12 protein-coding genes are annotated in these 12502 nt (G+C 35.7%); 7 read left to right on the top strand and 5 right to left on the bottom strand.

Annotated elements, in window-relative coordinates; translation table 11 throughout:
• Position 1: 1 nt before the first annotated feature.
• Both rsgA and LRP81_RS07085 read right to left on the bottom strand, forming a co-directional pair.
• Positions 2–1066, bottom strand: a complete 1065-nt coding sequence (gene rsgA / locus LRP81_RS07090; protein WP_230500560.1) for a ribosome small subunit-dependent GTPase A — start codon at positions 1064–1066, stop codon at positions 2–4.
• A 335-nt stretch (positions 1067–1401) separates the two neighbouring features.
• The gene (locus LRP81_RS07085) at positions 1402–2595 is read right to left on the bottom strand and encodes an MFS transporter (protein ID WP_230500559.1); all 1194 of its coding nucleotides are present in this window, start codon (positions 2593–2595) and stop codon (positions 1402–1404) included.
• 233 nt (positions 2596–2828) lie between these two features.
• On the opposite strand from LRP81_RS07085, the gene LRP81_RS07080 reads away from it, so the two are divergent.
• From LRP81_RS07080 to LRP81_RS07070, 3 genes are all read left to right on the top strand, one after another.
• Entirely contained in the window at positions 2829–3890 is a 1062-nt protein-coding gene (locus LRP81_RS07080; protein ID WP_230500558.1) for an AbrB family transcriptional regulator, read from the top strand.
• Between the two features lie 144 nt (positions 3891–4034).
• Positions 4035–5063 carry a Rossmann-fold NAD(P)-binding domain-containing protein gene (locus tag LRP81_RS07075; protein WP_230500557.1) on the top strand — a complete coding sequence of 343 codons (1029 nt, stop codon included), beginning with the start codon at positions 4035–4037 and terminating at the stop codon, positions 5061–5063.
• 210 nt (positions 5064–5273) lie between these two features.
• Complete coding sequence (locus tag LRP81_RS07070) at positions 5274–5954, top strand: LysM peptidoglycan-binding domain-containing protein (RefSeq protein ID WP_230500556.1); 681 nt, start codon at positions 5274–5276, stop codon at positions 5952–5954.
• Positions 5955–6217: 263 nt separating this feature from the next.
• Here LRP81_RS07070 and abc-f read toward each other — a convergent pair whose 3' ends face one another.
• Positions 6218–7975, bottom strand: coding sequence for a ribosomal protection-like ABC-F family protein (abc-f, locus tag LRP81_RS07065; protein WP_230500555.1), 1758 nt, complete (start codon positions 7973–7975; stop codon positions 6218–6220).
• Positions 7976–8274: 299 nt separating this feature from the next.
• A complete protein-coding gene (locus tag LRP81_RS07060) occupies positions 8275–8742 on the bottom strand; it encodes an NUDIX domain-containing protein (RefSeq protein ID WP_230500554.1) in 468 nt (155 codons plus the stop codon).
• Between the two features lie 94 nt (positions 8743–8836).
• Between LRP81_RS07060 and LRP81_RS07055 the strand changes: the two genes are divergently transcribed.
• From LRP81_RS07055 to LRP81_RS07040, 4 genes are all read left to right on the top strand, one after another.
• The gene (locus LRP81_RS07055) at positions 8837–9115 is read left to right on the top strand and encodes a hypothetical protein (protein WP_230500553.1); all 279 of its coding nucleotides are present in this window, start codon (positions 8837–8839) and stop codon (positions 9113–9115) included.
• Positions 9116–9511: 396 nt separating this feature from the next.
• Positions 9512–9844 carry a PadR family transcriptional regulator gene (locus LRP81_RS07050; RefSeq protein WP_230500552.1) on the top strand — a complete coding sequence of 111 codons (333 nt, stop codon included), beginning with the start codon at positions 9512–9514 and terminating at the stop codon, positions 9842–9844.
• The gene (locus LRP81_RS07045) at positions 9841–10521 is read left to right on the top strand and encodes a DUF1129 family protein (RefSeq protein WP_230500551.1); all 681 of its coding nucleotides are present in this window, start codon (positions 9841–9843) and stop codon (positions 10519–10521) included. The genes LRP81_RS07050 and LRP81_RS07045 overlap by 4 nt, the downstream gene beginning before the upstream one ends.
• A gap of 19 nt (positions 10522–10540) precedes the next feature.
• On the top strand, positions 10541–11290 hold the full coding sequence (locus LRP81_RS07040; RefSeq protein WP_230500550.1) for an HAAS domain-containing protein: 750 nt from the start codon (positions 10541–10543) through the stop codon (positions 11288–11290).
• A 111-nt stretch (positions 11291–11401) separates the two neighbouring features.
• On the opposite strand, the gene LRP81_RS07035 is transcribed toward LRP81_RS07040, so the two are convergent.
• The gene (locus LRP81_RS07035; protein ID WP_230500549.1) at positions 11402–12397 is read right to left on the bottom strand and encodes an acyltransferase family protein; all 996 of its coding nucleotides are present in this window, start codon (positions 12395–12397) and stop codon (positions 11402–11404) included.
• Positions 12398–12502: the final 105 nt, after the last annotated feature.

Raw genomic sequence — 12502 nt, 5'->3', positions numbered from 1 at the left:
CCTATTTACCCTTCTTCCATTTTCGGACTCCAGAAGTGACTTTTTTCCACTTTTGCTTTTCTGCCTGTTGAGCAAGCTTGTCATTCTTTCGTTCCAAATATGCTAATTCTCTTTGCAGTTTTACGTAACTTTGATAACGGGAATTATCAAGCTCCCCCTTTTCAATGGCTTCTTGAACTGCACAATTTGGTTCGTTTTTGTGTGTACAATCACGAAAATAACACCTTTCAGAAAGGGATTCAATATCCTGAAAGCTTTGACTTAGTGCAGAATCCGCTTCCCATAACTGAAGTTCCCTCATTCCTGGGGTATCTAAAATAAGTCCACCGGATGGTAATACGTGTAGTTCCCTGTACGTCGTAGTATGACGACCTCTATCATCATCTTCTCTCACTTCTTGTACTATTTGTTTCTCTTCGCCTAGTAAATAGTTTGTCAGTGTGGATTTACCTGTCCCAGAAGAACCAAGCAAAGCAACCGTTTTTCCAGCTATAAAATAAGAATTTAGTTCTTCAACGCCTGTGGCTGTTTTAACACTTACTATATGAACAGGAATTCCAAATGCTACTTTGTCTATTTCTTCTATCTTTTCTTCAATGTCTTGACATAAATCTGCTTTCGTTAAGACGATAACTGGATTTGCACCACTTTCCCATGCCATAACTAAATATCTTTCTAATCTTCTTGCATTGAAATCTTCATTTAGTGATTGAACAAGAAAAACAGTATCTACATTTGCAGCAACAATCTGTTCTTCTGTTATTAAGCCGGCTGCTTTTCTAGAAAATTTACTGAATCTCGCCAATAGTGCATGAATAGTAGCTTTGTTTTCATTACTTCGTTCACTTATAACCACCCAATCACCAACTGCAGGGAAATCTTCTCTGTCAAATGCACTATAACGATACTTCCCAGAAACTTCAGCTAAATATTCGCCTGATTCTGTTGCTAGGCGGTACATACGTTTATGTTCAAGCATTACTCTTCCTACTGAGTAACTTTCTTCTGCATACTGTTTGAATTCCTTTTCAAAATACTCATTCCAACCTAAATCTTTTCTTTTCAAATTAATTTCCTCCAATGGAAAATAGAATTTTGGGCAAAACAAAAAGACCGCTCTCACGGTCTTTATTTAAAACAAGTTAATTTAACAATCAATTAATCTTCGCTTTTGTTCACCATGGGCTTTTAATTACACAGCCCGCAGTAGATCTATTTTCTATTGAAAGAATTATTCTTTCCACTGCAAGGGCTGTGTGAATATATTTAATTGGTTGCATTTATTAACAATTAATTTACTCATATAACATCCCTCGCTTTCTATTTTGATAAATGATTAATCTAAATATATGTTAATTTTGGTAAAAAGTAAATAGAAATTTTCATTTACTTACTTTACTTTCATTTTGTCTCTAAACTCATAAGCTTCTTTTTTTCTTTAGATTGCCATAAGAAAGAAACAAAGATAGTAATACTTAAAATTACTAATCCAAGCAAAAATGGATAAATTAAGTTCACGTCATAAAGTATTCCGGCCAAGGTTGGTCCAAGAACGTTTCCGATACTCATGTAAGCATTGTTCATTCCCATAGCAAACCCTTGTTCATTTCCTGCAAGCTTTGATATCAACGTATTAATAACTGGCCTTAAGATTGAGGTTGCTAAGAAAATAATAAGTGTAATTCCGAAAAAGATACTGTAGCTTGAGGCAAATAAAGACAAGAAGAATCCTATTGCTGCAACAATTAAAAATGTATTTAGAACATTCCCTTCACCAATGGCTCTTACAATCCGATCAACTACAAATAGCTGAACAATCACACTAATGATCCCTGTAGCAGTTATCATTATCGCTATTTCCTTTGGTGTTGCACCAAATTGATTATCAATAAATAATCCTAACACAGATTCATATGCCATTAATCCGAAGCTCATTACTAATGTAATAATTAATGGGATAAAGTAAGGCTTCTTTACAGATAACGCTATTTTTTTAATCATAGATTCTGACTCTTGAACGTGAGCTACTTCTGCTACTTCTCTACTTTCCTTTAATACTAAAATAGAAAATATCGTTGCAACTAATGAAATCAACGCCGAAACTAGAAGTGGCATCTTCAATCCATACTCCGCAAGAAATCCCCCGATACCAGGACCAATTACAATTCCCAAAGACATGGATGCTGAAATATAACTATTTCCTTTTGCACGTTGCTCTAAGCTTGTGATATCAGCCACATAAGCAAATAATGCGGGTATTAATAACGCAGCACCAGCACCACCTATTATACGTGAAAAATAAAGCATCCAAACGGAATCAAAGGCATAAAAAACAAACATCGACAGCGTCAATCCTGCTAGTCCTAAAATAATCATGATTCTTCTGCCGTATTGATCAGCCCATTTACCTGCAATCGGTGACATGAAAAACTGTGCTCCAGCAAAAATAGCGATCATTAAACCGGCTGCCAAACCACCTTCACCAATGGAAGCGAGATAAGCTGGTAAAATAGGAATAATAATACCAAAGCTACCAATGGCAATAAACATATTTATCATTAAAACAATCATTTTCTTTTTTTGTTCTGATGTCATAATCTCACTACTTCCTATTTTCTTTTTTTCATGTAATACACTAACAACCTTAGTAGTTTATGACTTTTTATGACCAGTGTCAATGAAATGGTTTTCTGTAAATGTAAAACGCTCTGAAATATTTCTTTAAATCCCTTTACCTACTTCTATTATTTCGATTCACGAAAAATAAAACAATAAGATGAATATATTTGTGTTACAATTACTTTATTCAATCAAAGGAGTGTTTAGGGATGCGAAATATTCCTTTCTTACTACTAGTAGAGGCCTACATTTTAGGAACGCTCGGAGGGGCTATTTTTTATTTTTTTAACCTTCCTTTACCTTGGGTGCTTGGTTCGCTGACATTCATCATGTTTTATCAAGGTTTTTTCAAGCGATCTATATATTGTCCTGAACCTTTAAGACAAAGTGGTTTTTTAATCCTTGGTCTCTTTTTCGGTCTTTATTTTACGAAACAAACATTGTTGACAGTCGGACCTTATCTGCTTCCTTATGTATTGGCAACTATTTTGCTTATTTTAGTAAGTATAATAAATAGCATCCTTGTGACAAAATGGATTTCTGTCGACAAAATTACTAGTGTGTTCGGTTCCATTCCTGGTGGACTTTCAGAAATGGTGATCGCTAGCGAATCATTAAATGCAAAATCTTCTCTCGTTATCATATTTCAAACAGTCCGCTTGTTAACGGTACTATTTTTTGTACCATTTTTTGTATTACATACCTTTACTAATACAGAGGGTGCAGGAAATCCCTCCACACTAGCGATAACATTTAATATTTGGAATTGGGAATACCTATGGTTTTTTATTCCAGTTTTATTTGGTGTCCTATTACGTAAAAAAATCCCTGCTGGTATTATCATAGTTCCCCTAATTGTTACTGCTTTAATGAACATTTTTCTTGTAGAGCTTCCATCCTTACCATCGTTATGCATGATTTTTGCTCAAATTACAGTCGGCATAGGGATGGGAAAAAGTATTGCATTTTCAGATTTAAAACTCGGTGGCAAGTACTGCTTTGTCTATTTCGGTTTAACTCTTGCCTTAATCTTTGTATCTTTTGGTCTAGGAGTTGCCTTAGCAACATTTACTTCTTTAGATCTTCCAACTGCTATATTGAGTGTTGCACCTGGAGGTCTTATTGAAATGGTTCTTACTGCAACATCTGTCGGTGGTGATCCAGCAGTAGTAAGCTCACTACAACTGATAAGATTATTGTTTATCATAACGGTAGTGCCGCCATTATTAAAATGGTACTTCAGTAGAAACATACAAGAAAAAACCGTGTAACCTATTCATTAACTTTACAATTTTCAGTAGAATTTATTCCAATCATACTGTTTTTTCCGCTTGCTCAATGTGTGGAAAAGGTATTTCCCTGACATTCGTAGAATAAAGTAAAACAAGAAAAATCTTACTGGAGGAGGTTTACATATGAAAATTCTTATAATCGGTGGAACTCGTTTTCTAGGTAGATTTATTGTAGAAGAAGCAATGAAGCAAGGTCATGAAGTAACACTTTTTAACCGTGGCAATCATCAAGAACTGTTTCCTCAAGCTGAATGGATAATTGGGGACCGTAATAAAGATCTTTCCTTACTGGAAAATGGTAAATGGGATGTAGCAATCGATACATGTGGATACACACCGAAAGCTTTAACAGAATCAACTAGAGTATTAGCCGATAAGGTAGACCATTACACATTTGTTTCTAGTATTTCCGTATATAGAGATTGGATCCCTGATAGTATTAATGAGGATTATCCTGTACAATCATTGACTCCAGAAGAAATAGAGAAAATTGGATATGGGACACAAGAAGAAATAAATAAACACTATGGGGCATTAAAAGCGGAGAGTGAATTGGCTTCAGAAAGTAATATGCCGAATAAAGTGCTTCATGTCCGTTCTGGACTTTTGGTCGGACCTTATGACTATTCTGATCGATTTTCCTATTGGATAAATCGAATAGCAGAAGGTGGAGAAGTTCTCGCCCCGGGACGTAAAAATAGATACATACAATATATTGATGCAAGAGACTTAGCTTTATGGATTTTAAAAATGGCAGATGAAAAAGTGACTGGTACCTTTAATGTCACAGGCCCTACCACCCCCATTACAATGGAAGAGTACTTATTGACTTGTAAGAGAATAACTGAATCTAATGCAGAATTATCTTGGGTAGAGGAAAGCTTTTTAGTTGATCAACATGTAGCGCCTTGGGTTGAATTGCCGTTATGGATACCTGAAGATTTCCCTCTTACTGAAGGAGGAACACCATGGCGTGGCTCAGGGACAATTAGTATTGAAAAAGCAATTCAACAACGTCTGTCCGTTAGGCCGTTAGAAGAAACTGTACATGATGTTTTAAAATGGGAAGAAACTCGCAAGGAAGAAGAGAAAAAAGCAGGGCTACACAGGGAAAAGGAACATGACTTGTTAGCAGAATGGACTAGCAGATAGTTTTTATCTTATGAACCTGAAGATTTTACAGGTTCTTTTTTTATGCCCCTTACTATAATGATTATGGTGCAAAAGCTGGAATCAGTAGCAATTTGTTATCTGAATCTTACAGAAATCAAAAATGGGCAGCCCTATTTCTTTAGTACAAGCGACAAATTTCTGCGCACTCCGTCAAAGTAAATGAAACTAAAAACTATGGGAGTGTTTAACATGAAAAAGCATCAAAAATTAGCTTTGGCTCTAGTACTTACTTTTGGAATTTCTAGTAGTCTCGGTCTTGCCTCACACGAAAGTGCTACTGCTGCCGAAGACACCCAACAAAACGTTATTACGATAAAGAAAGGAGATACTCTTTACAGTTTAGCAAAAAAGTATCATGTATCAGTAGAGGACCTTAAAGAGATGAATAACTTATCTTCTTCCAAAATAATGGCAGGAAATACTTTGGTAATAAAAGATGTAATTTCTACCACAGTCAAGAAAGGGGATACTCTGTTCTCTCTTGCAAAGACATATGGTGTTACAGTAAAAGACCTAAAAACCTGGAATAAACTTTCTCATGAAACCATTTATACAAATCAAACCCTTTTAGTAAAGAAACCTATCCTCATAGAGGTGAAAAAGGGAGATACCCTATACTCAATTTCCCAAAAACACCACGCATCTATTGAACAATTAAGGAAATGGAATAACCTATCAAATAATATAATTATAGCTGGTCAGCCACTTTATGTCTCACCAGCACCAGAAAGCTTTTCGATAACTGTGAAAAAAGGGGACACATTGTATTCAATTGCTCAAAAATATGGGTTGTCCGTAAAACTGGTAAAAGAACTGAATGATCTTACATCTAATACGATTTATGTTGGACAAAAGCTGAAGCTAACCTAATTTGAAACCATCTTGTCATTTTTTGAATCAGCTTTCTATCGTCTTACTATCTATGATTCTGAACCTGAAATGGAAGAGCTAGTTGCCATAATAATGGGAATCTGAGTAATTGAAAACCGAAGAAACCACAACAATACAGGAGCTATTACTCAGTAATAATCCGACAGAACACTTTAAATATAGCAAGCAGTAAATAATGTTCCTTTTCCTGCTTGCTATATTAGAATAAATTAGCCTGTTAGAGCTGCATCCTTACTTTTATTTCATAACCTATTGTTACTTTTTGCACAACCGTTTTCTTTTAACATCTTTTTCATTCCCATTACGCTTACTAATTCCCGATCCAATACTGCATATTCTTCACTTTCTTTGTTTACGATGCAAATTTTCCCAAGTAGTTCTGTTATTTTCGTTTCCAGAATGGCGAGTTTTTCCAAGTGTTCTTTTCTTGAAGGCTCTAGTTGTTTATCTTTTTGTCCACGAAAATCTCCCAGTCCTGTTTCCACTCGCTTTATTCGTTTATTTTCGATTACCAGAAGTTTATCACATAGTTTTTCTATAAAATATCGGTCATGGGAAATGATGATCAAGGTTCCCATATAGCTTGTTAATGTGTTCTCAAGCTGTTCTCTACTCGGTAAATCTAAATGATTGGTTGGTTCATCAAGTATCAACACATCATACTCTTGCATAATCATATGAACAAGTTTGACTCTAGTCTTTTCTCCGAGACTTGTAACACTCAATGGTTTGTTGAGTTTTTCTTCCTTCATACCCATATTCGCAAATATAGTTCTTGCTCTCGAAGTGTTCTCCCACCCACTTAAGTTCAAATACTCAAGAGCTGTTTGATTATCATTCATATCGTCAACGTCTTGGCTTAAATAGGCAATTTTTATAGATTCACTCTTCCAAAGAGATCCTTTTGTAATTTCTTCTTCTTCCATAAGCATTTTTATAAATGTCGATTTCCCTACACCGTTTTCTCCAATTAGTCCGATTTTTTCACCATGCTTTACATAGAAGTGACTTTTTTCAAAAAGTGTATGTGTTGTGAAGCTTTTGGTCAGCCCTTTTGCTTCTAGAATTCTTTTACCTCTTTTGCCACTATATTCAAAATCAAACTGAACTTTTTGTTCTTCTTTTGGCTTTTCCATTTTGTTTTTTGAAAGTTCGAGAGCCAGTCTTTTCATTTTTGACTTTACTTGATTATCCTTTTTCTTTGCTTTTACTCTTTCATGCTCCCTTAAACCCATTTGTTTTCTTTCACCAGGATTGTCCCGCTTTCCTGCATCTCTATGAGCCTTGTCAGACCATTGTTTCAGCTTTGAGACTTGCTTTTCTATCATATTTATCTTTCTCTGCTGCTTCTCGTAATCCCATGCCTGCTGATCAATTCGTCGTTGCTTCTCCTTCCGAAAATCGGTATAGTTCCCTTCATAAATTGTCAAAAGACTATCCTCAATCTCAAAAATTTTAGTAACTGTTTGATCTAAAAAATATCTGTCATGTGAAATGATGATTGCTGCGCCATCAAAATTTGCCACTTCTGACACAAGCCAATTAACTCCCCTCATGTCAAGATGATTGGTCGGTTCGTCTAAGCATAGAAATTGAGGCTGATTGGCCCATATTTTCGCTAACGACAACTTTAGGCGTTCCCCTCCACTGAGCGTTCCATATCTAGTTCGCTCTGTTGTAATGTTACGGTCTAAACCAAGTGCACTCGTTGCATGTAGCAGCTTTTCACCATGCTCGTATAATTCATTTTCTATGTGGACTTCATACTCTGTTGATTGAGGAAGATATCCTATTCTTAGTGTGGATGGAAATGTTGTAACACTTCCTGTATCAGCATGAATTAAACCGCTTAACAATTTGATAAGTGTCGTTTTTCCAGTACCATTCCAACCTACTAGCCCAATTTTCTCTCCATTTCTTATTTGAAAAGAGCAATCTTTTAAAACTTCTCTTTCTCCAAAACTTTTTGATAACTGTTTTACTTGAATAAGTGTTGTCAATAATAGCACCTCATTTTATTTTTTTGTGTTTGTGTTACAAAAAATGAGCAGACCTATCAATCATAGAAAAAACCTCCCTAGGAACCCTAGAGAGGTTGTTGATGAATAAGTCCATACCATATAGACAACATAAAATAGAATAAATAACACTATCTTACCAATTGTGAAATATTGCTATTTTCATGAAGTACAAAAGGGCAGACTAATCCAATTCTCTAGGGTCCTCATTTTATTAACCATATGAGTTCACTCCTAAAAATCAGATTAATTCCACATCGCACCTTGTACCTTCCTTTTCTTTATTCCCTACTAGTATATTTTCCCTTTTCACAAGTGTCAATAAAATATTTCTTCGTTTCACTATGTGATACCATATTTAACACTTCTTCTTTTGTAAAAAGACCAAAATTGTCAATTTCATCATCTTGTGGACAAATATCAGATAACTCACCGTAAAAGGAAACAAGAAACATTGTTGTAAGTTGAGACCGATACCCTATTTCTTCCGCAACATCCCGCGGGAAATCGAATTCGATTTTTCTGCTGTATTCTTTTTCTACTTCAAATAAGTTTGTTCCAGTCTCTTCCTTCAATTCTCTTAATATTGCCTCTTGTAAAGATTGGTCTTTCTCCTTAACTCCTCCTTTTATAAAATCCCATAACCCAGATATGTTTTTTTTACCCTCCTTAGTGTTGATTTTCACCTTATGAACCAGTAAATACTTTGCTTTTACTTTCACAATAGCTCCTACAGCCTGCCGTATCATATGAGTCCCCCATATCATAATGCGAATCTTTTTATTATTTTATGATATACTATAAATATCTATTTACACCAACATAACGGAGGTTATGCATTACATGGAATATTTCTTTCCAGTGATTGCGGTTTTATTATTAGGTGTTCTTGTCTTATCAGGTAGCGGGGTTATGGCATATTTAAATGGTCAAGTACATTTTATTGTGGTAGTACTCACGATGGCTGTCTTTGGAATTCTATACAGTATGATTGCAAACATTACCGGCATTCTACCGGTAATTATTACAGTTTCTACTCTCCTATCCCTTGTTGGAATATGGATAGTCAGATACTTTAGATTTAATCGTAATGCCTCAAAGGAATTAGGTAAGCTTCCTTAATTTTTTTTAGTACTTTTTCAATCACATCAGTTATACAGTTTTAAAATCTGGGGATGAACCCCTTTTGTATGGGAAGAAATTGAGATCACATTTTCCTTGTTTGCTAAAGTGCTTCCTTGCCCCTTCCTCCCTTCCACTATCATACGGGAGGAAGGGATAAGGGAATACTCCATTGGAACAGCTCCGAAGAGGCTTTCGGACCACCCGCAGAAAGCGAAGCAACTGCATTGAAAAACAACTGTATATTTTACGTTCTTTTTTTTAATAAAATACCTTGCATTACAAGATAGCTATCCTTATAATGAAGGTATCATGTAATGCAAGTTACTAACAGTTATTGAACCTCGGTACCTTGTTATGCAAGTTACCCTTACCATATTTAAAGTAGGTGAAAAAATGGCAGCACGAAGCCAGCTATTAAAAGGAATCCTTGATGCTTGTGTGATGGCAATCGTAGAAGAAAAGGCCGTTTACGGATACGAATTATCCCAGTTGCTGCAAAAAGTCGGATTGCCGGATATCAGTGAAGGAACCATTTATCCTGTACTGCTCCGACTGCAAAAGAACGGATTTATTGTGGGGGAAATGCGGCCATCCGCATCAGGCCCAAACCGAAAGTATTATTTTTTAACCGACAGCGGAAAAGCAGAACTGGAACGAATCTCAAACGAGTGGATGCTGATCGCAGGTCCAGTAAGTCAACTATTGCAAAGAGGTGAGAACGAATGAAAAATACAAAAAGATTAATCGATGAGAATAATCAAAAACGAAAGCTTTTGAATGATGAAAATCTGGAATTATATGAGGACTTTCTGACATACATTCGCACAGACTTTCGTGTTGCAGAACATGAAGGCGAGGAGCTATTAATGGAACTACTTGACCATATGCTTGAAGTGCAACATGAAGGCAGAACAGCTAAAGATATGTTCGGGGATGACCCAAAAGCTTATGCAGAAGAAATTATTGAAGGGTTACCTAGAGAAAAGAAACGGAAAACTATTCCATTTTTCGCGACGATTCTATTCAATTTTTTCGGCTTTGGCGCTATCAATATTGGAATAATTTATCTAGTACTTTCTAAATTTATTGATGTGAAAGAGTCTATCTCACTAAGCAGTTTGCTAACGATATTCCTTCCCGTTCTTTTGACATCTGCTATTGGCGTAAAAGTAATCTTCTCCTTGATTCGATCTACATTATTTCAAGAAAAGAAGAGCCATAAAAATGCGTATTGGAAAGCTGGGTTATATGGAGGAGGATCTTTCGCAATTATCTTGCTAATCGCTTGGTTGATTCCTGATTTCGGACCAGCAGTGCAAATCGTATGGTGGATTAATATTCTCATTGGTCTTTTGTTAATCCTTTTAGGAAAACTATTAAAGCGCCAATTCAACACCAATTAACCGAAAGGAGCTAGCACAAATGACCAATCTACCTTTATCGAAAAAGAGTCATACTTTTATAGAAAATTTACGGGTCTACCTTTTCTCAAGTGGTAAAAAAACAAAAGAGATCAATGAAATAACCGACGAACTGGAAGTCCATTTATATGAGGCAGAAAAGGAAAACAAAAGTGTCGAGCATATTATTGGAAATTCTCCTAAGAAATACATGGAACAGATTTCAAAGGAAATGTCCTTTGATGTTCGGGGTTGGGCTAAATACGTTCCAATCATCATCCTTGGTGCCTTTTCCGGTATTGTTCTAAAGGATATCGTGTTCGGCGGCTTTCAATACTCTCTAGTCGAGCTCATTGGTTATCCGCTAGTATGTGTCATTCTATTACTTGCCTTTATGGGGACCTTCAAGTACGTAGCTAGTGATACTTTCTCCAAATCAAAGGAGTTCTTTTTGTTAGGTATGGTGAGCTTACTTTCTGTCACCTTATTTCTTGCGCTTGCGTTTCTTCCGAATTTAATTGATTCACCAATAATATTGCTCGGCTATTATGGGAATCTCATTGTAGCAAGTTTGGCCGTTTCGTTTTTGATTGGAATTTCCATTTGGAGTAAGACACTGATTTCCATTGTTCTGCCTATCTGCTATATTGTCCCTGAATATATGTTGAGCTTTTCCAACTTGACGGATGCCAATCAACTGATAATAAGCAGCTTAGTGATGTTTGCACTTATTGGAGGATATATGTTTTTGGTAAGTAGAAAGGGACAATAAGGGGAAGGAAAATTAGGTTTGGAGTCTTTCGGACCACCGCATAGAAAAATACATTCTTATCGTTTTAAAAAGGGCTGTTAGTAAGTCAATGACTTTCTAACAGCCCTTTTTTTATCCATTTTTTAAGGACAGGCTTTCTTTTAAATACCCAAATGGTGTTTGAATGGCTTTGACTACGTATTTGTTTCCTGTTGCAATTGTGACTATGACACTAAGAAGAAGTAGCAAAATGTAACCTGAAGTTGAGTTGATTGCTTGACCGAAACTTGTTTCAAATATCCATTTAATGATAAAGCCGTGAAGAATGTAAACATAGAATGACCTTCTGCCGATACCCGTAAATATATTTTTCTTTTTAGGAACTAATGCAAAAAATGCTACTGTTACTAGAAAACTTCCTACATATATCCCAAGCCGCAGAAACATGTCAAATATAGAAGAAAACGTATATGTTCCATAAAGGATACTTGCACCATCAATTCCTCCAAGCCAAATATAGATACCAACAAATAATAGGATTAAGAATCCTGTAGCAACACCTCGGTAGGCACCACTTTTCAACTGTTGAAATAAATTTGTCTTTGATTTAGTCAAATAATAACCAATCAAAAAGAATGGAAAAAAATAAAAGGTTCGATCAAGACTAAGGAATCTTTCAGGGATATCAATAAAACCTATCCCTACACCTAGCAAAATTGCAGTTGGAATACTGATTGCAGCACGAAATCTTGCAAACAAAGGCAGTAACAGTTTCCATGCAATCATACTTAGTAAGAACCACATTGCCCATCTTGGTGTAAAATATTCTAAGCTCATAGATGGATCCGCATATAGATTACTGTAAAAAAAAGTATAAAGCGTTTGTAAAATCAAATAAGGCACTAGTAACCTTGTAATGATTTTTACATAATAACCTTTTTTATAGTAGTTAGTACTAAAATGCCCAGCCAATAAAATAAAAGCTGGCATATGAAAAACAAAGATAAAATGATAAATGGACACAAGCCACTCGTCGTTTGCACGATAAGGAGAAATCACATGTCCAAAAACAACTAGAAATATTAAAATAAACTTCGCATTATCAAAGAAGGAATCGCGAGTTCTCATGATGTTCTCCCTCCATTTCTATATTACGAAGGTCTTTACCCAAAAGCATTTACCTCGTAAACATCAGACAATCATATATTCGATGAGTATAACATGAACTTGTCC

This window comes from Sutcliffiella rhizosphaerae (assembly GCF_917563925.1).
In the GTDB taxonomy this organism is placed as follows: Bacteria; Bacillota; Bacilli; order Bacillales; family Bacillaceae_I; genus Sutcliffiella_A; species Sutcliffiella_A rhizosphaerae.
The sequence above is the reverse complement of the archived record's forward strand: the minus strand, read 5'-3'. Positions and strand labels throughout refer to the sequence as shown.

Bases quoted from the DNA above. Each gene is read 5' to 3' on its own strand.
- LRP81_RS07040 (WP_230500550.1), top strand. From the start codon at position 10,541: ATGACCAATCTACCTTTATCGAAAAAGAGTCATACTTTTATAGAAAAT.
- LRP81_RS07055 (WP_230500553.1), top strand. From the start codon at position 8,837: ATGGAATATTTCTTTCCAGTGATTGCGGTTTTATTATTAGGTGTTCTT.
- LRP81_RS07035 (WP_230500549.1), bottom strand. From the start codon at position 12,397: ATGAGAACTCGCGATTCCTTCTTTGATAATGCGAAGTTTATTTTAATA.
- LRP81_RS07070 (WP_230500556.1), top strand. From the start codon at position 5,274: ATGAAAAAGCATCAAAAATTAGCTTTGGCTCTAGTACTTACTTTTGGA.
- LRP81_RS07080 (WP_230500558.1), top strand. From the start codon at position 2,829: ATGCGAAATATTCCTTTCTTACTACTAGTAGAGGCCTACATTTTAGGA.
- LRP81_RS07060 (WP_230500554.1), bottom strand. From the start codon at position 8,742: ATGATACGGCAGGCTGTAGGAGCTATTGTGAAAGTAAAAGCAAAGTAT.
- LRP81_RS07085 (WP_230500559.1), bottom strand. From the start codon at position 2,595: ATGACATCAGAACAAAAAAAGAAAATGATTGTTTTAATGATAAATATG.
- LRP81_RS07050 (WP_230500552.1), top strand. From the start codon at position 9,512: ATGGCAGCACGAAGCCAGCTATTAAAAGGAATCCTTGATGCTTGTGTG.
- LRP81_RS07045 (WP_230500551.1), top strand. From the start codon at position 9,841: ATGAAAAATACAAAAAGATTAATCGATGAGAATAATCAAAAACGAAAG.
- LRP81_RS07075 (WP_230500557.1), top strand. From the start codon at position 4,035: ATGAAAATTCTTATAATCGGTGGAACTCGTTTTCTAGGTAGATTTATT.